The organism is Rhodopseudomonas sp. P2A-2r (assembly GCF_026015985.1).
Classification (GTDB): domain Bacteria; phylum Pseudomonadota; class Alphaproteobacteria; order Rhizobiales; family Xanthobacteraceae; genus Tardiphaga.
Genome location: NZ_CP110389.1, coordinates 6,005,409 through 6,029,381, shown reverse-complemented (window position 1 = coordinate 6,029,381; position 23,973 = coordinate 6,005,409). Strand labels below are relative to the sequence as shown.

Here is a 23,973-nt window from a genome sequence, read left to right as displayed (position 1 = left end):
AAGAGCACGAAGCGAGCCGGAAGCACCACCGCGTGCGGAACGCCGGGTTGATCCCCGGTGGATCCGGACGTCCCGGGCGCACTATTCGCCGACTACGGCAATAGCGCCTGGACCAAGGGTGCATCGGGCACCCGGCGTTCCGCGCGCCCTCTCAAAAGAAGAGGGCGGGGAATGCAGCAAAGCTCGGGCGCTGCGGCGTCGCGAGAACGGAGGGTCGTGTGCGCTCACATTCCGACCGGTTCGATACGGCGATTCAATGCTGCGGCCCTGCAAATGGCCTGTGGCGCACTGCGCGGGATTGCCGCGCCTCGTCGGCCGCCGCGGCGCGTGCTACAAGCGCCGATCTCATCACCATCAGATTGAAGGAACCTGCTCCCGATGTCCCTCCCGCGCCTCGCCGCCTCGCTCTGTGCCCCGCTCCTCGCCAGCCTGCTGTTCGCGGCGCCCGCCTCGGCCGCGCGCTGCGGCGGCGATTTCAATACGTTTGTCGCGGCGATGCAGCAGGAGGCCGCGAGCGCCGGCATCTCGCAGGCGGTGATCTCGCAGGCCTTCGCCGGCGTGACGCTGGACCCCGCGGTGCTGAATTTCGATCGCCGCCAGCGCGGCACCTTCAACAAGAGCTTCGAGCAATATGTCGCGACCCGGGTCGGGCAGGGCCGCATCTCCATGGGCCTGCAGATGCTGTCGCGCCATGCCGCGCTGCTCAGCCGCATCGAGCAGCGTTTCGGCGTGCCGCCGCAGATCGTGGTGGCGATCTGGGGGCTGGAGTCGGATTTCGGCAAGGGCGACATCGGCAAGATGCCGGTGATCCGCACGCTGACCACCATGGCCCACGACTGCCGCCGCACCGAGCTGTTCCAGGGCGAGCTGCTGGCCGCGCTGAAAATCCTGCAGCGCGGCGACCTGCCGCAACGCGACCTGATCGGCGCCTTCGCCGGCGAGATCGGCCAGACCCAATTCCTGCCATCGTCCTACATCAAGTACGGCGTCGATTTCGACGGCAACGGCCATGTCGACCTGCGCCACTCCGTCCCCGACGTGCTGGCCTCCACCGCCAATCTGCTGCACACCGCGGGCTTCAAGAACGGCCAGCCCTATGGCGAGGGCACCGCCAATTTCGAAGCCATGCGCGAATGGAACAGGGCCACCATCTACCGCAAGACCATCGCCTATTTCGCCGACCGGCTGGCGGCGGGCCGCTAAGCCAAAGGGCGTCATGGCAGTCAGCTCCGGCTCCGGCGCCGCTCGACCGCGCCGCCGGAGACGCCGTCGCACCAGTAACGGGTACTTCACTACACCGCCCAAAATGCCGCCGCGGGAGCGGCAACGGTCAGGGTCCATTAATGCCTTGGCTGCATTTTCTGCCCCGCGACAGGTATGGTGAGGACGTCGTGACGATCGGGATCGAGGCGACAGACATGGCGATGCTGCGATGCTGACCCCCGGCGGCGTCTGGATCCTCGCGGTGGTCAACTTCGCCGCGCTCGGCGTGGTCTGGGCGTGCGTGGCCTATATCTATCCGAAGTTCATCGCGGCGCGGTTCTGGGTCGGCTGCGCCGCCGTCGCCGCGCTCAGCGCTGTCGTGGGGGCGATGCGCGGCATGATCGATCCGGTGATCCCGGTGCTGCTCGGCAACGGGCTGATCATGCTGTCGAGCTGCCTCGGCGCCGCCGGCATCCGGCGCTTCTATGGCCGCGACATCGCATGGTTGCCCTGCCTGATCATCGTCGTCGTCGAGGTCGTTGGCCTGGCGGTGTTCCTGCTCTGGCGCGACGACATCGGGGTGCGCATCGCAATTCATTCTGTGTGCCAGTCAATGGTGCTGGCGCTGGCGCTGGCGCCGCAACTGTCGCAGCGCCGTCAGGCCGTCGATCCCGGGGCCCGGGTCACGGCAGGCATCGGCATCGCGATGATCGTCGTTGGCGCGATCCGCACCGCCCTGTCGCTGGGGAATGTCGGCGGCTCGGTGCAACTGGTCGAACTGAACACCGTGCAGGCCGCCTTCACGCTGGTGCTGATCCTGCTCGGGACGGCGTGGAATTTCGGCTTCCTGCTGATGGCCATCGGCCGGCTGCGCGACGAGGTGATCAGCCTCGCTCTGACCGACGACCTCACCGGGGTGGCCAACCGCCGGCATTTCCTGCAGCGCCTGCAGCAGGAATGCACGGCGTCGCAGCGTTCGCAAAAAACGTTCGTCCTGGTGGCGATCGATCTCGACGGCTTCAAGGGGATCAACGACAGCTTCGGCCACGCCGCCGGCGACGATTGCCTGCGCCGGTTCTCGGCGCTGGTGCAGGCGCGGCTGCGCCTCCGCGATCTCTTGGCCCGCACCGGCGGCGACGAGTTCTGCATCGTCTTGCCGGCCACCACGCTGACCGAAGGCGCGGCCATGGCCCGCCGCATCCTCGATGCGTGCCGTTCCGGCGCGGAAGGCAGCCCCATTCCCATCGCGGCCTCGATGGGGCTGGTGCAATGGACGCCGTCGATCGGCCAGCAGCCCGAGCCGATGATGGTCGCGGCCGACCAGGCGCTCTACCTCGCCAAGAACCACGGCAAGAACTGCTACGCGCTGTTCGACAGCGTGCTCGGCCCGCTGCTGGACAGCCACTCCGACGCAGCATCGGACGGACAAGAGTTGTTACGTCCGCTTCCGCACGCACCGGGCGGACCGCCGCTGGTCCCGACCTTGTCCAGGATGCGCTCGACCGGCTGAACGGCGGTCGCGGGACGGAAGCGGCAGGGTCGCCCTTGCGTGCAACCGCAGGCGCCGCGATAACAGTTGCGGACGCCGTCGCGTCTGCGTCGCGCTGCGCTGGCATGCTTAATTTGCCGGTAGTTCTTGCTTCACGATTTTACAACCAACCCGTTGGATTCTGGAACTCGATCAGGAGTCCATTAACCGTCGGGGTGCCATTTAGCAGCGGCGGAAGTCGCCGGATGAGGATGCCAAGTTGAGCACAGCCAAGGCACAGAATGTTGCGAGCCGGCCATGCTGAGCGTCCCGACCCTGTGGCTGGTATTTACCTCCAATTTTCTCGCCGTGGGCCTGATCTGGGCCTATGTGACGCGCAGCTATCCGAATTTTTCCGCGGCCAAGTACTGGACCGCGTCGGCGCTGGCCGGGGCGTTCGGCGCCGCGGCGGGGCTGCTGCGCGGCGGCGGCCTGGTGGATTCCACGGTCCCGCTGCTGGTCGGCACCCTGACCATGATCCTCGCGGGCTGCTTCGCGGTGATGGGTATCCAGCGCTTCTATGGCCGCCCGGTAAGCTGGCGCCTCCCCGTGGTCACCGTCGCGCTCAGCGCCGCCGGACTGGCGTTCTTCTCGCTCGTGCATGACAACATTGCGATGCGCATCACGGTCTATTCGCTGGGTCAGGCGGTCCCGACGGTGATGACGCTCGGCCTGCTGCTGCGCGCGCCGGCCGACGGTCGCAGCAATCCCGGCGCCCGGCTGGCCGGCTCGATCTCGGTGCTGATGGTGGCAGCCTATGTGATGCGCTCGGCGGCGGCGCTGCTGGGTGTTGGTGGCCACATCGACTTCCTGCACTACAACGCGTTGCAGGCGGCGCTGGTGCTGGTGCTGGTGTTCCTGTCGATGGCGTGGAATTTCGGTTTCCTGATGATGGCGATCGACGCGCTGCGCGCCGAGGTCGCCGATCTGGCGCTGATCGACGACCTGACCGGCGTTGCCAATCGCCGCCACTTCCTGCAGCGCCTGCAGGAAGAATGCGCGGTGTCGCAACGCTCGCAAAAGCCGTTTGCCCTGCTGGCGATCGATCTCGACGGCTTCAAGGAAATCAATGACGGCTTCGGCCATGCCGCTGGCGACGACTGCCTGCGGCACTTCACCTTGATGGTGCAGTCGCGGCTGCGCCCCGGCGACCTCCTGGCGCGCACCGGCGGCGACGAATTCTGCATCGTGCTGCCGGCCACCACCCTGATCGAGGGTGGAGCGATCGCCCACCGCGTGCTCGATGCCTGCCGCGAGGATGCTGCCGGCTGCATCGGCGACGAGATTCCGATCGCCGCCTCGATCGGCGTTGCGGAGTGGACGCCGCAGATCGGCCACTATCCGGACCGGCTGGTGGCCGCCGCCGACCAGGCGTTGTATGCCGCGAAGAACGACGGCAAGAATCGCTACGCGCTGTTCGAACCCGCCCCCGAACTGGCCCCGGGCGGCACCGACGGCGCGAAGCGCTCGCCGGCCAGCCTGCGCAAGAGCGCGTAGACAAAACTCGAGCCGTGCCGGCAGGCCGCCATTGACGCTTCGCCAAACCGCAAGGACAATCGTCACGCCGCCACGGCATAGCGCTGCGGTACGGAGGTGACATGAAGCGCTTTGTGATTTTCGTTCTGCTGGGTCCGGTGATCGGCTTCATCGTGTTCGTGCTGCGCGACATCGCCGGCGGCAAGATCTTTGGCGGCTTTCCCGGTCTGCTGATAGGGCTGCCCTTCGCCTACCTGTTCGGCATCGTGCCGGCCTTGATCATGTGGCTGGAGGACTGGTGGCTGTGCGAACGCATCCCGCTGCTCGCCAAGGTCGCCACCTCGGCGCTGAATGGCTATCTCGCTGTGATTGCGCTGCTGTGGCTCAACACCGCACCGGGCCAGGTCCACGCTCCGCAATTCCTCACCTTCGGCCTGGTCGGCGCGGTGCCGGCGGCGATCTGCTCGCTGCTGTCGTGGACCGGCTGGTCGCGGAAGGAGCAGCAGGTCTAGAAGCCCCGCGAGGTCTCTTGCGGGCGAGTGCCGCCTCAGTGCATCGCCTTTTCGTGCGTGATGTCGACCAGCGCACCGGGCAGCCGCACAGGGCGGCCGTGCCTGTCGAGCGTGCAATGGCCGCGCGCAAAAACCCAGTAGAGCCGGTCGTTCCTGATCACCCGGTGCTCGACCTGATAGACGCCGCCAAGCCGCGTCACGTCGGCCAGCTTCTGCTTGACGCGGCCGATGTCGTCGGGATGGATGGCGTCGAGATAGGCGCTCACCGGCAGGCCGCGTGCGGCGCGCTGCGGGTCGATGCTGAACAGCTCCGCGCAACTGGCGTCGCCATGGTTGCGATCGTGGCTGATGTCCCAGTCCCAGATACCGGCGATCAGGTCCGACGGCGAGAATTTCCGCGGCATCGCCAGATCGAAGCTTTCCTCGTCGGCGCTTTTGTAGGCCTCGGCGGCCGCGAGCCGCAGGATGTAGGACAGGAATTCGTGCTTCCGCTCGCGGGCGTAGCTCGCGATGTCGAGGCACACATCGCCCAGTGGTCGTCCCATAATTCGCTCCCCAGCGCTTCTCATCGTGTGAGAATATCGCATGTGGCATACCGGAGGAATAGAATTCGAGAAATTCGTCGTACGACATTGGTTGAGTGTGATGCAAGTCACTTCCGGAGTCGTTCAGCGAACTTATCGACCGCGTGGCGCTGCATCCGCAGTTGTGTAACGCGACGCCATGACGCAACTTGCGCACCCCGCATAGGCTCCCCATGTCAGCGTCATGCAAAGTGATCGCAGCTACACATCATCATCGTCGTCTCCGCCGCGCGATTCCCGGCAGAGCGGCGCTGCGCGCGGTCCGATCATCGATCAGGACGGTCGCGAGGTGCGGCCGGAGCAATTCGGGCCGCAGGCCGGGGGCTTCGCTTTTGCGTTCGACGGTGCGTCAGCCAGCATGTTCGGCAACCTGACGCGGGAGCAGCGTATCGCCCGGCTGGACGCGCTGGCGAAACTGCTGGATGTCGCCTTCATCGTGCCCGGCACCAACATTCGCTACGGTATCGACGGGATCATCGGTCTGGTCCCGGTGCTCGGCGACATCATCACGACCGCGATTTCGCTGTGGGTGGTGCGCGAGGCGCGCGCGCTCGGCGCGCCCTGGCATGTCACCATGCGGATGCTCGGCAATGTGGCGCTGGATGGTGTGGTCGGAATCGTGCCCGTGGTGGGCGATGCCTTCGATGTGATGTTCCGCGCCAATATCCGTAATGTCAGGATGTTGCGGAAGTGGCTCGACAAGCAGCCGCGCTAGTGCGACTGCGTGGCATGATCCGGAAAAGCCGAAGCCGGTTTTCCGGACCGATCATTTGAAGGGGAACGTATCAGGCGGCGTCGACGGACTCGTCGGCGGCGGCTTCCGCGACCGGCTCGGGGGCGCGGCGTTCAAGCGGGAAATCCTCGCTCTCGTACAGCGTGCGAATCCCGCTCTGGTCAAAGCGTGCTTCCTCGACCTGCAAATAGGCGCCATTCAGCGAATCTGCAGGCAACTGTTCGATCGCGAACTGCACCGCCGCGGCGGCGGTATCGAAACGACGATAGGCGAAGCCGGCACGCTTCTTCTTGCGGATCGCGGCGGGAAACAGTTCTGCGGCAGTGTTGTAGCTAAAAGCAGCCATGGTCAGTGACCTCTATGAAAGTACGCAAAGCGAAATGACGGAGAATGGCGCGATCACGCGCGTCGGCGATTTCCCGCCGGACATCATTTCAAGGACAGACCCTAATATAAGCACGTTTCACAGAAATGCGACACCCGCCACGCAGCATGATGAATCGCCGGCAGCGCGGTGGTTTGACGCAATAAGGGTTACGAATTCAACGTCTTACGACGATTCAACGCTAGGATGCGGCGATCCGGAGGCGAATTATTGCCCGCTGTTGTCGGGGATCGGGACGATTTTCAGCGGTGTCGTGTAGGGCTCCACGCGGAGCGCGTCGTTCGACAGCAGTCCCACCTGGCGCAAAGGCGCTTGTTCCAGCGCGCCGGCCTCGGCCTTGCGCACCGCATATTGCCACACCGTGATGGCGCCGCGGTCGATCAGGTGCCGGGCCACGCCGCCGGCGGTCTTGCTCTGCAGCTTGGCCAGTTCGTCATCGGTCATGCCGATCACGATTTCGTCTTTCGCCGTGATGATCTTGAACAGCGAGACCTTGTCGGTGGCGAGGGCGGGATGGGAGACAATGGTCTCGAACATCAGGCCGGCGCAGGCAAAGCCCAACAGCCAGCGGTTGGAACGGGTCGACATAGCAGTGCTTTCTTATTGTTCTTCAGCGCGTGCACGCGAATGAGGCGTGTCGCAATATGAGGCATCGAACTGTCTTCAGGACAGAAACGCCCCGCGCAACCAATGTTGGTCGCACGGGGCATTGAGACAGTTCGATAACGTCCAGCTATTTATTTCGGCTGAAGTTTCAAGGCCGCCGAGTTGATGCAATAGCGCAATCCCGTCGGTCCGGGGCCGTCGGGAAACACGTGACCGAGATGGCCATTGCACTTCGAGCACAGCACCTCCGTCCGTACCATCCCGTGGCTCATGTCACGCTCCTCGTCGACATGGCTCTCCAGAGCGGGCTGCGTGAAACTCGGCCAGCCGCAACCGGAATCGAACTTGGCGTCGGAGTCGAACAGGGTCTGGCCGCAACCTGCGCAAACGAAAGTGCCGGGCGTGTGGTCATGCTCGTATTCGGCGGAGAACGGCCGCTCGGTCGCCTTCTCACGCAGCACGGCGTACTGCATGGGACTAAGCTCGCGGCGCCATTCGGCGTCGCTCTTCTCAACCTTGCCGGGATTGATCTTCGTGTCGGTCATGTCATCTCCTTGCAAAGCCGCGGGGTGGTCAGTGATCCCCGGTCATTCCGTGACCCCGGTCAGTTCTGATCGCTGTCAGTTCGTGACCTTGGCGCTGCTGACCAGCGTCGGCTTCTCGATATAATTCTGCGCAAAGATCTTCTTCAGGTTTTCGACCTTCGGAAGGTCATTATAGACAATATAGGGCTGGTTCGGGTGCAGCGTCAGGTAGTCCTGATGATACTCTTCTGCGGGGAAAAATCCCTGCAGCGCGCTGATCTTGGTGACGATGGGCTTCTTCCACGCCTTGGCGGCGTTGAGCTGGGCGATGTAGGCCTCGGCAACCTTCTTCTGCTCGGCCGAGGTGGTGAAGATCTCCGAGCGATACTGCGTACCGCTGTCCGGCCCTTGGCGATTGAGCTGGGTCGGGTCGTGCGCCACCGAGAAATAGATCTGCAGGATCTTGCCGTAGCTGATCTGCTTCGGGTCGTATTTGATCTCCACAGCCTCGGCGTGGCCGGTCGAGCCAGTAGACACTGCGGAATAGTTCGCCGTGCTCTTCGTGCCGCCGGCATAGCCCGATACGGCGTTGACGACGCCCTTGGTATGCTGAAACACGCCCTGCACGCCCCAGAAGCAACCGCCGGCGATGACCGCGGTCTCGGTTGTGCCGGAGGGCTGTGCATCCATGGCGGGTGCGGGAATGATCACCGCGTCCTCGGCCGCGTAGGATGGCACGGCGAAGGAGGCGATCGCCAGCGCGCCGACGGCAGTGGCAACGCACAGTGACAGGCGGTTGAAGGTGGAGCGGCGCATGACATGTCCTCTTGGTCCAGGGCGACCGGATCGGTCGATAATCTAAAGGCTCCGGCGCAGCGTGCAATTGGCTCGGCCGGATCTAGTCATGGAAGATACGTGGCGAGGTACCATCCGTTACGAGGCGGCGGACACGACTTCGTGAGGCGGAACGCAAAATGCCCGGCACAAAGGCCGGGCATCGATTGCGGTCGATCTTCAAATGTTACGGGCAGGGATAGCGGTTGCCGTCGTTGTTGAGATAGGTGCCGGAAGCCGGATCGTAGGAGCGGTAGCGCTGGGCGCAGTAATTGGCGTTCTGCTGTGCCTGGGCGTTGCTCGCCGCGCCGGCCGCAATGGCGCCGCCGATGATCGCGCCCGCCGCCAATCCGCCGATAAGCGCGCCGTTGCCGCCGCCACGATGCCCGTAACCACGGTGTCCGTAGCCATGGCGATAACCGCCGCCGTACCCGTAGCCGTGCCCGCGATAATATTGCACGTTCTCGGTCGACGACGGAACGGCCTTGGCCACACTCGCCTGGTTCATCATGGGCGCGGATATAGCCGGAACCGAAAATGTCAGCGCGGTGGCGCCGATCAGCACGGCGGATGTGATTTTTTGAAACGTTCGCATGAATACTCCTGCATGATCCGATGCAGGTTTAACAAAGCTAACGCGCCAACGTTCCAGTTGAGCCTCGAACCGCGCCGCGTCGTTTCAGCGCATGAGGTCTCATCCCTGAGCTGCTTCAGATCACGATGCTGAGGCGCTTGGCGGCACGTGTGATGCCGGTATAGAGCCAGCGCGCGCGGCTTTCCTGGAACGCGAAGCTCTCGTCGAACAGCACCACGTCGTCCCATTGCGAGCCTTGGCTCTTGTGCACGGTGAGCACATAGCCGTAGTCGAATTCGTCATAGGGCTTGCGCTGGTCCCACGGCAACTGGTCGACGCCGCCGCTGAAACAGTCGGCGCGCACCGACACCTTGGTGACCTTGCCGCCGAAATCCTCATCCGGCGATAGCCGCATGGTGATGATCTGCGATTTCGACGCGGCGCGTGCCTTGACGCGCCATAGTCCGCCGTTGAACAGCGCCTTCTTGCGGTTGTTGCGCAGGCACACCAGCTTGTCGTCGGCCACGGGCAGCGGATCTTCGACGCCGAGCCGCAGACGGAACCGGGTGTTGTAGGCGCGGCGGGTGTTGTTGCGCCCGCAGAGCACCTGGTCGGCGTCCATCACGCGCTTCGGATCGAGTTCGGTGCGCGAGATCACCTCGCTCTCGCCGTAGCGGCCGATGTCCAGCTCGCGGCCCTCGCGCACGTCCATGGACATGCGCACGATCGGGTCATTCTCGGCCTGGCGATGCACCTCTGTCAGCATGACGTCGGGTTCGCAATCGGTGAAGAAGCCGCCGCCCTGGATGGGTGGCAGCTGCGCGGGATCGCCGAGCACCAGGAGCGGGCAGTCGAACGACATCAGGTCGCGGCCGAGATCGGCGTCGACCATGGAGCATTCGTCGATCACGATCAGCTTGGCCTTCGAGGCCGGCGCATCGTCCCACAACTCGAAATTGGGCTGTTCCTCGCCGGTCTCCCGGGCGCGGTAGATCAGCGAATGGATGGTGGAAGCGCCGTCGCAGCCCTTGTTGCGCATCACCAAAGCGGCCTTGCCGGTGAATGCCGCGAACTTGACCTCGCCGTCGACGTTGTCGGCGATGTGCCGCGCCAGCGTGGTCTTGCCGGTGCCGGCATAGCCGAACAGCCGGAACACCGGCGGTGTGTTGCCCTTGCCTGGTTTTGCTTTCAGCCAGTCATCGACGGCTTTGAGCGCGGCGTCCTGGTGCGGGGTAAAAGTGGGCATGGGATCTCGGGGAAAAGCAGGGCTTGCAGGTGTTGCGGCCGCGACTCACCTTGGCAAGCTAACCATTCGGGCGCGGGGTGCAAGCCGCAGAATAGGGCGGGATTCGCGCAGTTTGCGGTTGTCAGGAGCGGCCGCCTGCGCTAAAAGCCGGCGACATCGTCCGGACCGGGAATATCGCGCATGCAACGCAGACTGCTTCAAACCGCCGTAGCGCTGACCGGACTGTCTGCGGTCGGCTTCGGCCTGGCCGGCGTGCTGATCGGCACCAGTTTCAGCGGCGTGGCCGTCGATGTGACCATGGACAGCTATGTGCGCTTCCTCAAGGGCATGTTGCTGGCGATCGGGCTGATTTACTGGTCGGCGATCCCCAATATCGAACGGCACAGCGAGCGGATCGCGCTGGTGACCTTCATCCTGGTGCTGGGCGCGATCCCGCGCCTGATGTCGGTGATCTCTCACGGCGTTCCAACGCTCGGCATCCTGCTCAGCCTGTTCGGCGAACTGGTGATCGTGCCGCTGATCTGGCTGTGGCAACGCCATGTCGCAAAGCTCGGCCTCAGCCGATGAAGCGCGTCGGCATCTGGGCGATCTATCTGATCGGTGCGCTGTCGATCGGCTATCTGGCGCTCTATGCCTATGCGATGTTCACCCGCCATGATCTGGTGCCGGGCGAACCGATCCAGATTTTCCGCAAGCCGGACGCGCCGAAATATTCGTGAAGCGCATGGATGTCGTGTCCCGGACGCGCCGCAGCGCGTAGCGCTGCTGCGCAGATCCGGGACCGTCACAAGCGCCGGAGTTCGTGACGGTCCCGGATCTGCGAAGCAATACTGCGTATTGCATCGCGTCCGGGACAAGAGCCTACATCGTTGCGACCATCGCGCGGTAGTCGCCCGAACCGGCCGGTGTGATCGGCAGGCCGCCATCGGCATATTCGTTGAGCTTGTTGCGCAGGGTGCGGATCGAGATGCCCAGAATATTCGCGGCATGGGTGCGGTTGCCGAGGCAATGCTTCAACGTCTCGAGAATGAGATCGCGCTCCACATCGGCAACGGTGCGACCGACCAGGGAGCGGGTGACCTGTTCGGCAGCGAGGGTCGCATGCGCTACGGCCGGTGCGGTCTTTGCCAGATCGAGACGATCGCCGTCAGGCGTGAGAATGGCATCGGCACCGATCTCGTCGCCCGTGGCCATCAGCACCGAGCGGTGCATCGTGTTCTCGAGTTCACGGACGTTACCCTGCCAGCGGTTGACGGTCAGCACGTGCCGGGCTTCAGCCGAGATCGGCCGCACCGGCACGCCGTTGGCGTCGGCGTATTTCTTGGCGAAGTGCTGGGCCAGTTCGAGAATGTCCGCCGGGCGGTCGCGCAGCGGCGGGATCTTGAGATTGACCACGTTGAGCCGAAACAGCAGATCCTCGCGGAAGGTGCCTTCGCGCACCGCATCCGACAGGTTGCGGTTGGACGTGGCGATGATGCGGATGTCGATCGGCACCGGGCGCGTGCCGCCGACGCGATCGATCACCCGCTCCTGGATCGCGCGCAGCAATTTCGATTGCAGGCGGACGTCCATCTCGCTGATTTCGTCGAGCAGCAGGGTGCCGCCGGTAGCTTCCTCGAACTTGCCGATGCGGCGGGCGATGGCGCCGGTGAAGGCGCCTTTTTCGTGACCGAACAGTTCGGATTCCAAGAGATGCTCGGGGATCGCCGCACAGTTGATTGATATGAACGGCTTCTTGGCGCGGTGCGAGCGAGTGTGAACATAGCGCGCCAGCACTTCCTTGCCGGTGCCGGATTCGCCGGTGATCATCACGGAGGCATCGGAGCCGGCGATCTGCTGCGCCAGCTTGACGACCTTGGCCATGGCCTCGTCGCGGTAGATCAGGTCACGGGAGTCGTTGGCGACGGCGGCCAGCACCGCGGCGATCAGCTCCGGATCCGGCGGCAGCGGGATGTATTCTTTGGCACCGGCGTGAATCGCAGCGACTGCGGCACGGGCGTCATTGGTGATGCCGCAGGCGACGATCGGCACGTGGATATGTTCAGCTTCCAGCCGCATCACGAGGTCGCGAATATCGAGCGCGACATCGACCAGCAGCAGGTCGGCGCCCTTGCCGCCGCGCAGCACCGCCATCGCCTGGTCGAGGTTCTCGGCGTGGACGACGGAGGCGCCGTTGTCCATGGCGATCTTGGTGGCGGTAGTCAGCTGGCCCTTGAGGGTTCCGACGATGAGAAGCCGCATGGTTTGCTCCTGTTATTGTGGTCCGCGCCGTTCGGCGCTGGATTGTTGAAATGGCGTTAGCTGCGCTCGGTCTTGATGATTTCGGTCATGGTGACGCCGAGTTTTTCCTCGACCAGCACCACTTCGCCGCGCGCGACGAGGCGGTTGTTGACGTAGATGTCGATGGCCTCGCCGACCCGGCGGTCCAGTTCCAGCACGGTGCCGGGCCCGAGCTTCAGCAACTCGCCGACATCCATCTTCGAGCGGCCGAGCACCGCGGAGACCTGCACGGGCACGTCGAACACCGCTTCCAGGTCGGCGGCGATGCGCGTGACCTGTTCGTCCTCATTGTATCCGACGTCCCCCATCGCGACCGGATCGGCGCCGTTGAGATCGGGGAGCGGCACCTGGGTGTCGTTGCTCATGATGTGGTCCTCATGGCCGTGCAAGGCCGGTTGGGTTGCGCGACGCCATATAGCGCCCGACGAGTTCGCCAATTTTTGCTTCGATCGCCGTGCGTTCCAGCAGCACGCCGCCATCGGCCCATTCGATCTTGCAATCGCCGTTGTCGATGTCCGGCTCGGACAGGATCACGAGCTTGCCCTGGAAGCCGCTCTGCTTGGCCAGTTTCTCGATCCGCTCGCGGGCTTCGTCATATAATCGGTCGTTGATGCGGACGACGAGATGCGGCGTCGCCACCAGATGCTTGAAGCAATCATGAACCAGCGCCATCACTTCGGTCAGCGGCTCGCCGGCAATCAGTTCGCTGCACAGCTTGCGCGCAACGGCGACCGCCACGTCGACCGCTTCGGTCTCCATCCGGCTCTCGATGCCGGAGAAGCGGCCGGCAATGTCGCTGATCGCCACGCCGATCTGTTCCAGCGCCAGCGCGGCGCGGCGGTCGCTTTCCACCTTGGCCTCGTGCTGGGCGGCGTCAAATCCGTTGCGATAGGCGCGGGCTTCGGCATTGGCGATCATCTCGGCGATTTCCGCCGAGGTTGCAGCCTTTTCGCGCGCCTTGTCGGGCACCGCGAAATCGACGTCGAACAGGAATTTTGCGGGAGCGGCCATCAATACACCAGTTCGTCGTCGGCGCGGTTCTTGGTGAGTACGATCTCGCCCTTGGCGGCGAGATCCTTGGCGAGGTTGACAAGCAGCGCCTGGGCCTCGTCGACGTCGCGCAGTCGCACCGGGCCGAGCGCGGCCATGTCGTCGAGCAGCATCTTGGCGGCGCGCGACGACATGTTGCCCATGAAGAAGTTGCGGACCTCCTCGTTGGCGCTCTTCAGCGCGATGCCGAGCTTGTCCTTGTCGATGTTGCGCATCAGCGTCTGTGCCGATCCTGCATCCAGCTTGATCAGATCGTCGAAGGTGAACATCAGCGCCTTGATGCGCTCGGCGGCTTCGCGATTGTCTTCTTCCAGCGAGGTGATGAAGCGGGTTTCGGTCTGGCGGTCGAAATTGTTAAAGATTTCGGCCATCACCTCGTGGGCATCGCGGCGTCTGGTTTGCGACAGATTGGACATGAATTCCAGCCGCAACGTCTGCTCGACGCGCTCGATGACTTCCTTCTGCACGGCTTCCATTTTCAGCATGCGGCCGACGACGTCGAGCGCGAGATCCTCGGGCAGGATCGCAAGGACCCGGGCGGCATGCTCCGACTTCAGCTTGGACAAAACCACGGCGATGGTCTGCGGGTATTCATTCTTGAGGTAGTTGGCGAGCACCTCCTCCTGCACGTTGGACAGTTTTTCCCACATGTTGCGGCCGGCCGGGCCACGAATTTCTTCCATAATGCCGTTGACGCGGTCCGACGGCAGGTACTTCTGCAGCAGACGTTCGGTGGCGTCGAAGGTGCCCATCAGGGCGCCCGATGCCGACATCCGCGACACGAATTCGAGCAGCAGGTCCTCGACCGTCTCCGGCTCGACCGTCCCGAGCGAGGACATCGCCAGCGACAGCTCGCGCACCTCGTCGTCGTCGAGCAGTCCCCAGACCTTGCCGCCGTATTGTTCGCCGAGCGCCAGCATCAGCATGGCCGCGCGTTTCGGGCCGCTGACCGGCTTGCTGGGCGCGCGGGCGCCCTGGCGCTGAGCGAGCGATGCGACGACGCTGGCGATATCGCTGGAGTTGTCGCCTGTGGTTGCGGGGACTGCCATTCAGATCACGCCGGTTCCTGCAGCCACGCGCGAACGATGGCTGCCGTTTCGTTGGGATTGCGATCGGCCAGTTCGCCGACGCGGTGAACGGATTGGGCGTGGACCTGGCCCTGAATGGTGGCGACGTCGATCATGTTGGGGACGCCGGGGGCGACCGGGTGGCCGCTCGCATCGACCGCAGTGCCGTCGGTCAGCGCCGGCACGCCGCCCTGGGCGGCAAGCGCCGGCACAGCATCGCTGGCGAGAATGCGGCGGACCAGCGGACGGATGACCATGAACATCACCACCAGGCCGAGCAGCATCATCACCGCCAGCTCGATGACGTACATGACGTCGTCCTTGGTGAACTGCAGCATCCCGAAGAGCCCGGTCGGCTCGGCATTGGGTGTGACCGCGGGGGCTTCGGCGAATTTCAGGTTGACGATTTCGACCTGGTCGCCGCGCTTCTGGTCGAAGCCGATGGCAGAGCGGACCAGCGTGGCGATGCGGTCGAGTTCGCTCTTGGTGCGCTCCTGGTAGACCATCTCGCCTTTTTCGTTCTTGGTGTACTGCCCGTCGACCAGCACGGCCACCGAGATGCGGTTGACCCGTCCTGCTTCGGTCACTTCCGTCTTGGTGACGCGGGAAATCTCGTAGTTGTTGGTTTCTTCGGACTTCTTGCTCTGGTCCTTGGCGGCGGCGGCGCCGCCCTGTCCCTGATTGCCCGGCAATTCATTGTTCACCGTCACCGCACCGTCGGTGGCGCCGGAGGCCGAGGATTCTTCGCGCGACTGGCTGGAGCGCAGGACGCGGCCTTCCGGATCGAACTTGTCCGAGGTCTGGGTCACCTTGTTATAGTCAAAATCGGCGGTGAGCTGGACGCGGGCGCGGCCGGCGCCGACGATGGAAGAGACGATTGCCTCGATCTGGTTGCGCATGCGCTTTTCGAAGCCGGCGCGGCGTTCGTCGCCGTTGCCGCCATTGGCAGGATCGCCCTCGGCGCCGTCGGCGAGCAACTGTCCGGCCTCGTCGACGATCGAGACACGGTTCGGCTTCAACCCGTTGACGGCCGAGGCGACGACGTGGCGGATGGCGCGAACCTGCTGCGGCTCGAGCGCGCCGCGCACCCGCAGCACGATCGAGGCGGACGGCTCCGGGGTCTCGCGGGAGAACAGCGGGCGCTCCGGCAGCACCAGATGAACGCGCGCGGCCTGGATCCGGTCGATTGCCCGGATGGTCCGCGCCAGTTCGCCTTCGAGGGCGCGCAAGTGATTGATGTTCTGGACAAAGCTGGTGGTGCCGAGGGCGTCGGACTTGTCGAAGATCTCATAGCCGACGCCGCCGCCCTTGGGCAGGCCGGCTTCGGCCAGCTTCATGCGCAGGCGGGTGACCTTGTCCTTGGGCACCATGATGGCGGCGCCGTCGTTCTTCAGTTCGTAGGGGATGGCCTGGCGTTCCAGGTCCTTGATGATGCCGGAGGAGTCTTCAACGCTGAGATCGGTAAAAAGCGTTGTCATCTGGGGGGTGGTGACCCGCATGATGACGAACGCAAAGAAGCCGATCAGCGCAGCCGTGACAGCGATCATCGCCATCAGGCGTGCCGCGCCCAGACCCTTGAGGAAACCTATGAGACTCTGCACCCGAACCAGCCCCTGAGATTCGGCGCGAATGGCCGACTGGGCAAATTTTGCCCATGGGATGGTTTCGATATGGTTAACGATGGTTAACGGCCAGCAAACAGTGCCAAAATGACGAACACCGGCTTCCCGTGAAGGAGCCGGTTTTCGTCAAATGCGCGATACCTGAGAAGATTCGCTTATTGGCGGTATTGCTGGATGCGGGTCGTCCGCAGCCCCGCCAGGCCATGCTGGTCGATGGAGAATTGCCAGGAGAGGAATTCGTCGACGGTCAGCGTGTAGCGGCTGCAAGCCTCCTCAAGGGAGAGCAAGCCCCCGTACGGCGGCGACAACTTCGGCCTTGCGGCGGATGACCCACCGTTTTGTCCCGGGCGCTGGCAGATCCGCAATTGTTAACGGACTACCGTCAGGCCCGATGACGTATTTCACCCTCGGGCGATGGGGTTCTGTCATGGCGTACTCACAAACTCTCAACCACTGAACTCACTCTAGGAACCTACGCCCAGCGACTTAAAATTTGCCTAAGCCTAATCGTCCAATACGAATTGAGTTGAATTTCGACAGAATAGCTGACCGAATCATCTGATTCGTCGACGGAGAGACGCGGAAGCGCGGTGATCGAGGGCGACGTTTTGCACCGCGAGGCCGACAAACTGGCGCCGCAGTCAGCGCCCGCTGACGCAATCCGCCGGAGGACCGTGCTGATGCGAATTGTAAGCCCCGCGGGATCCAAACCCGCCCCAGCGTTCGCCAGGCTCAGGTCGTGCTGGGCGTCGTGGGTGTGGTCGGCGTCGTCGTGCCCGGACGCACCACACGCTTGATCTGGTCGGTCGTGTAATTCTGTCCGCCGATCGACAGGAGCGCCGGACTCGAGGTGAGATCGACGGAATCCACGATGCCCTGAACTTCCGTGGAGATCGCCACTTCCTTGCCGTTCTGGTCCTTGCCGGTGGCAGTGAGCTTGTAGACGCCGGCCGGATTGGAGGTGCCGTCGTTGCTCTTGCCATCCCACAGGAAGCTCGAACCGCCCGACTTGATGTTGAAATTGCCGCTGTAAACGGTGTTTCCGGCCGAGTTCGTAATGCTGATGACAGCGCTGGTATCCTTCGCCGCCGTCATATTCCAGGTCGCCTTCTGATCGAACTTCGTCGTGCTGCCGTCGACAGAAACGGTGTTGCCGACGTAGACCAGCGCTTCGGTCGCCTGCGAGCTCTTCTGAAGCGCGACCAGCGACTTCAACTGGTCGTTCGACTTCAACTGCTGCTCGACGCCCGCGAACTGCACGAGCTGCTGGGTGAACTGGTTGGTGTCCAGCGGGTCGAGCGGATTCTGGTTCTTCAACTGGGTGGTCAGCAGCGTCAGGAAGGTCTGGAAATTATCCGCGATCCCCGTCGTTGTGCTCGCGGTGGTGTCGGTCCCGGTGGTGCTCGGAGTGGCCGGCGCGGAGACGACCGGCTTTGCAATGGTTGCATCAATCGCCATGGTTCTCTCCTCAGATTCTGATGTCGACGCCGCTGCTGGATCCCAGCATGCGGCCGTAGTTGCGGCCTGCGACGGCGGCGGGAATGACATTGTCTTCAGTGACGATCACGCGCTGCGTATTGCGACCTGACTCACCGTTGGCGTTCTGACCGTTGCCGTTCTGCTGGCCTGACGAGGATTGGTCGCGCAGGCTGAATTGCAGGCCGCCGTCAGCGGTCTTCATGCCGGCCTGCTCCAGCGCGCGCTGCAACTGCGGTGCGTCCTGGCGCAGCATTGCCAGCGTCTCCGCTTTTTCGACCGTCAGATGCGAGGTGACGTTGCCGTGACGGTCGACATCGAGGCGCACGTCGATACGGCCGAGTTCGGCGGGATCGAGGCGGATTTCGAAGCGGGTGTTGCCGGCCTGCGCAGTGGCGGCGATCTGCACCGCGATGCCGTTGAGCGGTACCGGCGCGGTGGGGGCGGCATTGGCGGTCAATTGAAGGGCCGGGGCTGTATCCGTCGCGGAAGGTAGCACCGGCTGTTGCTGGACATTGTTTGCGGCGAGCTGACCGGCATCAGCCTGGCTGCCCTGGGCCGCGGAAGCAGCATCTGCGCTGTGGCGATCGTGCCCGGCTGTCTTGGCCGGGGCGAGTTCGACGGGGGCAGCGTCCGGCTTGGCGGTTTCGGTGCCGGCATTGTTGGGCTTTGCGCCAGTCGCCGGCGCGGTCGTCCCGTTGGCTGGGTGCGTCGCGGAGGTTGTCGTCAAGGGATCCGCGGTTGCGGATTTGGCGGTGGCAGCCGTCGTGTCATCGGCGGATTTTCCGGCCTGCTTCAAGCCGGCCTTGCCGGCAGCGGGCGTTGCCGCGGCGATGATGGCGGCGAAATCCTGGTCGGACGCCGTCGTCGCGCTGGTCGCAGCTGCCTGCTCCGCCGTGGAGGTGGCTGTGGCCCCGGTGGCCACTGCCTCGGTAGCAGCGGCCTTGGCGGCAAGCGCCGCGGCAGCAGCCGTCGCCGACTGGGTCGCGCCCGCCGCTTCTGCGGTCGCGGGAGTTGCCGTGGTGTCGGTCGTAGCTATCGCGGCAGGTACGGGAGCGACGACGGCAACGGTGGCGGGCGTCGCAGTCGCCGGGGTTGCTGTCGTCGTATTTGCGTCTTTGCCCTTGTCACCCGCGGACTGCTTGTCGCTATCAGCCTTGGTGGCGTCTTTGGCCGATGAATCTGAATCCTTGGCGGGGGCTTCTGGTTGTCCTTGGTCGCCTTGGCGTCGGCGGCGTCTGCTTTGGCGTCCTTCGCCGCGTCGGCGGTCTTGTTCGCCTGGGTGTCCCGGTCGCGCACATCCGCAGCATTGGCGCTGGCTGCACGGCTGTCGTCCCGCGCCGACCGGGCGTCGGAGCCAGATCTGTCATCGGGGCGCGCCGGTGCGGGCGCCGCCGTGGAGGAGTCGACGCAGCGGTGGCGTTGTTTGCAGAATTGCTGTCGACCAATGCCGCAAAGCTGTCCTGTCCTGTCGTCTGCTCGTCGCGCGCCGACTTCGACCGCGAAGCCTGACGAGAGGCAGCTGAGGCAGGATCTGTTGTAACGCTAACCACGGGCGGCCCTTCCAGATGAATTCCAGCTTCTACTCAGCAAGGAGCGGGCCATCTGTGTCGGGTTAGAAAAGTTCATATATTTCATATAGTTACAGAATGTGATCGTGACTTGAGGCCCGACTTCCGATGGTCTTGTTCTGCCCGGCGGCAAGATTTGCCGTTTGCCGGGCTGCAAAACGGCCTTGCCGTGATTGCCTGACAGGAAGTCGGCCTATATTAACGTCGGGCATCCTTGCCAGCGCCGGAATGGCTTCAAGTTCCGGAATTTGCTTCAGCTTCCTGAGTGCGGCGGTTCGCAGCCCCGCATTCGCATCAATGACCGGAACCATGCTCAACAGTCTGGACCTCGAAGGCCGTCCGCAGGACACTAGGGTCGTTGTCGCCATGTCGGGCGGCGTCGACTCCTCGGCGACGGCTGCGCTGTTGAAGTCCGAAGGTTACGACGTCGTCGGCATCACGCTGCAGCTCTACGATCATGGCGCCGCGACCCATCGCAAGGGCGCCTGCTGCGCCGGCCGGGACATCCATGACGCCCGCGACGTCGCCGAGCGGATTGGCATTCCGCACTATGTGCTCGACTACGAGAGCCGGTTCCGGGAATCGGTGATCGACAATTTTGCGGCCAGTTATGCCTCGGGCGAGACGCCGGTGCCATGTATCGAGTGCAACCGCTCGGTCAAGTTCCGCGATCTGCTCGCGACTGCGCGCGAGCTTGGCGCCTCGGCGCTGGCCACCGGCCACTATGTTGCGTCGCGCCGCCTCGATGACGGCTCGCGCGCGCTGGTCTGCGCCGCCGACGCCGATCGCGACCAGAGTTACTTCCTGTTTGCCACCACCCAGGAACAGCTCGACTACCTGCGCTTTCCGCTCGGCGACATGACCAAGCCGCAGACACGCGAACTGGCGCGACGGTTCGGTCTGTCGGTGGCCGACAAGCAGGACAGCCAGGACATCTGCTTCGTGCCCTCGGGCAAGTACACCGACGTCATCGAGCGCATGAAGCCGAACGCGCTGGCGCCGGGCGACATCGTCGACCTCGACGGGCGCGTGCTCGGCCGTCACGAAGGCATCATTCATTTCACAGTCGGCCAGCGCCGCGGTCTCGGCATCGCATCCAGCACGCCGCTTTATGTGGTGCGGCTGGACGCCTCGACGGCCCGCGTCGTGGTCGGCCCGCGCGAGGCGCTGCGGATGCACCGTATCGCGCTGCGCGATATCAACTGGATCGGCGGCGGCACGCTCGACCGCGCGGTCGGTGACGGGCTGGAGATGTTCGTCAAGGTTCGCTCCACCCGGGCGGCGCAGGCGGCCTGGCTGCGCGCGACCGATGGCGGCTACGAAGTCGAACTGGTCGGCGGTGAGGAGGGCGTGTCGCCCGGTCAGGCCTGTGTGTTCTATGACGCGGTGGGCGGGCAGGCACGCGTGCTTGGCGGCGGCTTCATCAAAAGCGCTGCGGCGAAAAGCCCTGTCGGTATCCCGTTGCGTGATGCTAATGTCCCGCAGTCGCTGGTGACAGCGTTGCGCGTTTAAGAGTTCAGGGCACGAAATGGCTGGCGATATTGATCGCGCGGGTGTCGCCAAGGCCTACGGGCTCTGGGCACCGATCTACGACGTTGTATTTGGCAAGGTATTCAATCCCGGCCGGCAGGCCACGATCGTGGAAGCCAACAGGATCGGCGGACGGATTCTTGACGTGGGCGTCGGCACCGGCCTGTCGCTGACCGACTATGCACGCACCACGAAAATCTGCGGCGTGGATATCTCGGAGCCGATGCTGCGCAAGGCGCATGACAGGGTCCGCGCCCTCAACCTCAGCAATGTAGAATCGCTGGCGGTGATGGACGCCAAGAATCTCGCTTTTCCGGATTCATACTTTGACGCCGTGGTGGCGCAGTATGTCATCACCGCGGTCCCCGATCCCGAAGCGACGCTGGATGAGTTCATTCGCGTCCTGAAGCCGGGCGGCGAACTGATCCTGGCCAATCACATCGGTGCGGAAAGCGGTTTTCGCCGGGTGTTCGAACTGGCCTTCGCACCGCTGGCGCGGCGGCTTGGCTGGCGTCCGGAATTTCCCTGGGGGCGCCTCGTGAAATGGGCCGCCGGTCACGGCGGCGTCACGCTTACCGAGCACCGTCCGATCGAACCATTGGGTCATTTTTCGCTGATCCGCTACCACAAGTCCTGACCGCGGCGTTTTGACCGGGAACATCGGGTCCGGAATTCCGTTTTGTCACCATGCTGATGAAACGGTCGATCTTTCTCGCAGCCCTTCTGGCCTGCTCCAGCGCCGCTTTCGCGCAGGCGCCGCCGACGGCTACTCCGCCCGCGCCGACTGCGACGCCGCCGCGCCCATCTACAAACTGCGTGCCGACCCGGACCAACCCGCAAGGAACGGTCGAGCCGGGCGGCTCCGCCGGCCAACGCGCCGAACCACTCGGGGACAAGCTGGCAAGGTCGGACGGTGTGCTCTGCCCGCCCGCTGGCGTCGATCCCGAAATACGCGCGCCGACGCCTGAGACGGGCAACACGCCCGTGATCCCACCGCCCGGCAGCCCCGGCGGCGCTACATCGGTGCGGCCGAAGTAATATGTCATCGAACTCAGCTGGGGAGAGTCCGTTGATGGTGCATAATTAGCGGGACACATCGGGAAATATTTACGTCCTGTTAACCACAAGCTGAAATTGTCCCACGTCATAACGAATTGTTAACCTCACCTCGTGGGGCGACAGGGGACATAATGAGCACGGTCACCTCCGGCTATGCCAACTCCTATGCGCAGCTCGGCTCCGCCTATATGCGTGCCGCAGCGGCGCAGCCGACGCTGGCGGAATTGCTTTCAAGCAGCGACTCGTCATCCGGCACGACGTCCAATGCTGCGACCAATCTGACGCTATCCGATGCCGCGAAGGCACAACTCTCCGGCACCGCCGCGGTGAAGGATTTCACCACCGTCACAAGCGAGGCGCGCAGCACGCTCGATGGCCTTTACAAAGCAGCCAAGGTCACCGCGCCGCTCGACGCCGCTGGCAATGCCACCATCGACCTGAAGTCCCTCGATCGCCGTTCGCTGTTTGCGATTGCCGCCAACAACGGCGGCAAGTTCAGCGCCGACGAGCAGGCGGTGGCATCGAAAGAACTCGGCAATCGGTTCGATGCGGCACTGGCGCCGGCCACCGGCACTGCGAAACTGACCGGCAACTTCAGCGGCGTCTACAAGGCGGCGCTGGATTATCTCGATGGCGCCAGCGCCGAGGAGAAGTCGACGGCATCATGGGGCGCACAACGCGCCGCCGTGGTGAAGGGCGTCCAGGCCACCCAGCAGGATCCGACCAAGGCTCCGTCCGGGATTTCCGGCGATCCGGTGGCAGCCTATCTGGCGCGGGACGCCAGCGGGGCAACGCCCCCAGTGGCAAGCTTTTCCAGCGTCGCCAAGACGGTTCGCGGGACGCTCGACGCGCAGGCAAAGGCCGCGACCGCTGCCGGCAAGGAGCTTGTGTTCGATACGGGCCGAAAGACCGGGCAACTCGCCGATCTCTCGGCGATCGACAATCGCTCGTTGTCCGCCATATCGCTCAATCAGGATGGCATGTTCTCCGGTACTGAGAGCTTTGCAGCCAAGAAAGAACTGGATTCCCGCAACCGCGCCAGCATTCTCGCGGCGCTCCATCAGAGCCAGAGCAGCGGCGATCCCACCCAGCTCAGCCTTGGCATTCTCAACGCCTATTCGGCGATGAGCGCCGAAGAACGCCAGTCGGCCAACTGGACGCCGGCCTTTCGCGACAACGCCGTTGCCAACTACAAATCCACCAGCAACATCCTGTCGATGCTGAAGGCCTCTTAACCGCGGCACAAAAACCCCGCCCGGCGGGGAGACCAGGGCGGGGTTCTAGGTCCGTCGCTACACTGCGACGGGCGTGGCGATCAGGCGATCAGTCGATGACCTGAACGATCCGGCGGCTACGCGGCTCGACCAGGATGGTCTGGCCGTTGACGACAGTGTAGCGGTAGGGCGTCGAACCGTAGCTTTGCGGGACGTCGTAATAGGTGACGCCGGCGTCCGGCAAAGTGCCGCCCACAACGACGCGATCAGGCACCGTGTAGGTCGGTACCCGCTCCCGCACGACATATTCGCGGAACGCCGGCCGCTGCGCGACGGGGATGCCGTCGTCATCCACTTCCTGGACGACCACGCCTCTTTCGCGGGCGACGCCCACGGTCATTTCGCTCTGCGCCTGTGCCGCGATGGGGGCACCGAGAGCGCCCGCAAGTGCGGCAATCGCGATAATTCTGTTCCGCATGGTGATCTCCTTCACATGATGCGCGCTGGCTCGCGCCGCATTGCAAGCCATCCAGCCAGTCGACCAATCGCAGTCGCGGAGGAACGTTCCGCAGAGATGTGAGGTAAATTGGTGCAATGCACCCGACCTGGAAGGAACTCATTGATCCCGCGGGAGTCTGTACGGGGAACCCTGCCACGGGATAAAACCCCGCTACGATTCGAGCTTCCCGCCAGCCCCCACCGGAGCGACTTTTCATGGTCATCACATCTGCGCACATCCAGCCCATCGTGGCTCTCATCGCCGGCCTGCTGATCCTGCTGATGCCCCGGCTGCTCAACCTGATCGTGGCCATCTATTTGATTTTCATCGGTCTTGTGGGCCTTGGCGTACTCAAGATGTTTCACCTGTCGTAGGGCGCAAACCCCTTCGCAGCTTGCGC

27 protein-coding genes and 1 pseudogene are annotated in these 23,973 nt (G+C 64.0%); 11 read left to right on the top strand and 17 right to left on the bottom strand.

Annotated elements, in window-relative coordinates; all coding sequences use genetic code 11:
* Positions 1–378 precede the first annotated feature (378 nt).
* The 4 genes from ONR75_RS29045 to ONR75_RS29030 all read left to right on the top strand — a co-directional run bounded on the left by ONR75_RS29045 (position 379) and on the right by ONR75_RS29030 (position 4,719).
* Complete coding sequence (locus tag ONR75_RS29045; RefSeq protein ID WP_265080292.1) at positions 379–1,203, top strand: lytic transglycosylase domain-containing protein; 825 nt, start codon at positions 379–381, stop codon at positions 1,201–1,203.
* Between the two features lie 229 nt (positions 1,204–1,432).
* Positions 1,433–2,713, top strand: a complete 1,281-nt coding sequence (locus tag ONR75_RS29040; RefSeq protein ID WP_265080291.1) for a GGDEF domain-containing protein — start codon at positions 1,433–1,435, stop codon at positions 2,711–2,713.
* Positions 2,714–2,989: 276 nt separating this feature from the next.
* Positions 2,990–4,228 carry a GGDEF domain-containing protein gene (locus ONR75_RS29035; protein WP_265080290.1) on the top strand — a complete coding sequence of 413 codons (1,239 nt, stop codon included), beginning with the start codon at positions 2,990–2,992 and terminating at the stop codon, positions 4,226–4,228.
* Between the two features lie 101 nt (positions 4,229–4,329).
* Positions 4,330–4,719, top strand: a complete 390-nt coding sequence (locus tag ONR75_RS29030) for a DUF5413 family protein (protein ID WP_265080289.1) — start codon at positions 4,330–4,332, stop codon at positions 4,717–4,719.
* A 35-nt stretch (positions 4,720–4,754) separates the two neighbouring features.
* On the opposite strand, the gene ONR75_RS29025 is transcribed toward ONR75_RS29030, so the two are convergent.
* On the bottom strand, positions 4,755–5,264 hold the full coding sequence (locus tag ONR75_RS29025; RefSeq protein WP_265080288.1) for a PAS domain-containing protein: 510 nt from the start codon (positions 5,262–5,264) through the stop codon (positions 4,755–4,757).
* A 223-nt stretch (positions 5,265–5,487) separates the two neighbouring features.
* Here ONR75_RS29025 and ONR75_RS29020 point away from each other — a divergent pair, with 223 nt between their 5' ends.
* The gene (locus tag ONR75_RS29020) at positions 5,488–6,018 is read left to right on the top strand and encodes a DUF4112 domain-containing protein (protein WP_265080287.1); all 531 of its coding nucleotides are present in this window, start codon (positions 5,488–5,490) and stop codon (positions 6,016–6,018) included.
* A 70-nt stretch (positions 6,019–6,088) separates the two neighbouring features.
* On the opposite strand, the gene ONR75_RS29015 is transcribed toward ONR75_RS29020, so the two are convergent.
* The 6 genes from ONR75_RS29015 to ONR75_RS28990 all read right to left on the bottom strand — a co-directional run bounded on the left by ONR75_RS29015 (position 6,089) and on the right by ONR75_RS28990 (position 10,205).
* On the bottom strand, positions 6,089–6,382 hold the full coding sequence (locus tag ONR75_RS29015) for a hypothetical protein (protein ID WP_265080286.1): 294 nt from the start codon (positions 6,380–6,382) through the stop codon (positions 6,089–6,091).
* 246 nt (positions 6,383–6,628) lie between these two features.
* Positions 6,629–7,009, bottom strand: coding sequence for a hypothetical protein (locus ONR75_RS29010; protein ID WP_265080285.1), 381 nt, complete (start codon positions 7,007–7,009; stop codon positions 6,629–6,631).
* A 149-nt stretch (positions 7,010–7,158) separates the two neighbouring features.
* A complete protein-coding gene (gene msrB, locus ONR75_RS29005; RefSeq protein WP_265080284.1) occupies positions 7,159–7,572 on the bottom strand; it encodes a peptide-methionine (R)-S-oxide reductase MsrB in 414 nt (137 codons plus the stop codon).
* 75 nt (positions 7,573–7,647) lie between these two features.
* Positions 7,648–8,367, bottom strand: a complete 720-nt coding sequence (gene msrA / locus ONR75_RS29000; RefSeq protein WP_265080283.1) for a peptide-methionine (S)-S-oxide reductase MsrA — start codon at positions 8,365–8,367, stop codon at positions 7,648–7,650.
* A 205-nt stretch (positions 8,368–8,572) separates the two neighbouring features.
* Entirely contained in the window at positions 8,573–8,980 is a 408-nt protein-coding gene (locus ONR75_RS28995; RefSeq protein WP_265080282.1) for a BA14K family protein, read from the bottom strand.
* A 115-nt stretch (positions 8,981–9,095) separates the two neighbouring features.
* Positions 9,096–10,205 (bottom strand): ATP-dependent DNA helicase, encoded by a 1,110-nt coding sequence (locus tag ONR75_RS28990; RefSeq protein WP_265080281.1) that lies wholly within the window; start codon positions 10,203–10,205, stop codon positions 9,096–9,098.
* Positions 10,206–10,385: 180 nt separating this feature from the next.
* On the opposite strand from ONR75_RS28990, the gene ONR75_RS28985 reads away from it, so the two are divergent.
* Both ONR75_RS28985 and ONR75_RS28980 read left to right on the top strand, forming a co-directional pair.
* Entirely contained in the window at positions 10,386–10,772 is a 387-nt protein-coding gene (locus ONR75_RS28985; protein WP_265080280.1) for a DUF4345 domain-containing protein, read from the top strand.
* Positions 10,769–10,924: a hypothetical protein gene (locus tag ONR75_RS28980; protein WP_265080279.1), complete on the top strand. Its 156-nt coding sequence runs from the start codon at positions 10,769–10,771 to the stop codon at positions 10,922–10,924. The genes ONR75_RS28985 and ONR75_RS28980 overlap by 4 nt, the downstream gene beginning before the upstream one ends.
* Positions 10,925–11,066: 142 nt before the next feature.
* On the opposite strand, the gene ONR75_RS28975 is transcribed toward ONR75_RS28980, so the two are convergent.
* The 9 genes and pseudogenes from ONR75_RS28975 to ONR75_RS28935 form a co-directional block, all read right to left on the bottom strand.
* Entirely contained in the window at positions 11,067–12,446 is a 1,380-nt protein-coding gene (locus ONR75_RS28975; protein WP_265080278.1) for a sigma-54 interaction domain-containing protein, read from the bottom strand.
* Between the two features lie 56 nt (positions 12,447–12,502).
* Positions 12,503–12,850 (bottom strand): flagellar motor switch protein FliN, encoded by a 348-nt coding sequence (gene fliN, locus ONR75_RS28970; protein ID WP_413776401.1) that lies wholly within the window; start codon positions 12,848–12,850, stop codon positions 12,503–12,505.
* A 10-nt stretch (positions 12,851–12,860) separates the two neighbouring features.
* Complete coding sequence (locus ONR75_RS28965) at positions 12,861–13,496, bottom strand: FliH/SctL family protein (protein WP_265080277.1); 636 nt, start codon at positions 13,494–13,496, stop codon at positions 12,861–12,863.
* Positions 13,496–14,584, bottom strand: coding sequence for a flagellar motor switch protein FliG (gene fliG, locus ONR75_RS28960; RefSeq protein ID WP_265080276.1), 1,089 nt, complete (start codon positions 14,582–14,584; stop codon positions 13,496–13,498). The genes ONR75_RS28965 and fliG overlap by 1 nt, the downstream gene beginning before the upstream one ends.
* A 5-nt stretch (positions 14,585–14,589) precedes the next feature.
* Positions 14,590–16,203, bottom strand: a complete 1,614-nt coding sequence (fliF, locus tag ONR75_RS28955) for a flagellar basal-body MS-ring/collar protein FliF (protein ID WP_265080275.1) — start codon at positions 16,201–16,203, stop codon at positions 14,590–14,592.
* Between the two features lie 176 nt (positions 16,204–16,379).
* Positions 16,380–16,653: pseudogene (locus tag ONR75_RS28950) on the bottom strand (DUF1153 domain-containing protein).
* Positions 16,654–16,956: 303 nt separating this feature from the next.
* Entirely contained in the window at positions 16,957–17,682 is a 726-nt protein-coding gene (locus ONR75_RS28945) for a flagellar hook assembly protein FlgD (protein WP_265080274.1), read from the bottom strand.
* A 10-nt stretch (positions 17,683–17,692) separates the two neighbouring features.
* Complete coding sequence (locus ONR75_RS28940) at positions 17,693–18,625, bottom strand: flagellar hook-length control protein FliK (protein ID WP_265080273.1); 933 nt, start codon at positions 18,623–18,625, stop codon at positions 17,693–17,695.
* Positions 18,626–19,342: 717 nt separating this feature from the next.
* Entirely contained in the window at positions 19,343–19,582 is a 240-nt protein-coding gene (locus ONR75_RS28935; protein WP_265080272.1) for a hypothetical protein, read from the bottom strand.
* Here ONR75_RS28935 and mnmA point away from each other — a divergent pair.
* The 3 genes from mnmA (at position 19,581) to ONR75_RS28915 (ending at position 23,095) form a co-directional block, all read left to right on the top strand.
* A complete protein-coding gene (mnmA, locus tag ONR75_RS28930; RefSeq protein ID WP_265080271.1) occupies positions 19,581–20,783 on the top strand; it encodes a tRNA 2-thiouridine(34) synthase MnmA in 1,203 nt (400 codons plus the stop codon). The genes ONR75_RS28935 and mnmA overlap by 2 nt on opposite strands.
* Positions 20,784–20,799: 16 nt before the next feature.
* On the top strand, positions 20,800–21,438 hold the full coding sequence (locus ONR75_RS28925; RefSeq protein WP_265080270.1) for a class I SAM-dependent methyltransferase: 639 nt from the start codon (positions 20,800–20,802) through the stop codon (positions 21,436–21,438).
* A 553-nt stretch (positions 21,439–21,991) separates the two neighbouring features.
* Positions 21,992–23,095: a hypothetical protein gene (locus ONR75_RS28915; protein ID WP_265080268.1), complete on the top strand. Its 1,104-nt coding sequence runs from the start codon at positions 21,992–21,994 to the stop codon at positions 23,093–23,095.
* Positions 23,096–23,183: 88 nt separating this feature from the next.
* On the opposite strand, the gene ONR75_RS28910 is transcribed toward ONR75_RS28915, so the two are convergent.
* Complete coding sequence (locus ONR75_RS28910) at positions 23,184–23,552, bottom strand: DUF1236 domain-containing protein (RefSeq protein WP_265080267.1); 369 nt, start codon at positions 23,550–23,552, stop codon at positions 23,184–23,186.
* Between the two features lie 236 nt (positions 23,553–23,788).
* Between ONR75_RS28910 and ONR75_RS28905 the strand changes: the two genes are divergently transcribed.
* On the top strand, positions 23,789–23,947 hold the full coding sequence (locus tag ONR75_RS28905; protein WP_265080266.1) for a DUF3096 domain-containing protein: 159 nt from the start codon (positions 23,789–23,791) through the stop codon (positions 23,945–23,947).
* Positions 23,948–23,973: the final 26 nt, after the last annotated feature.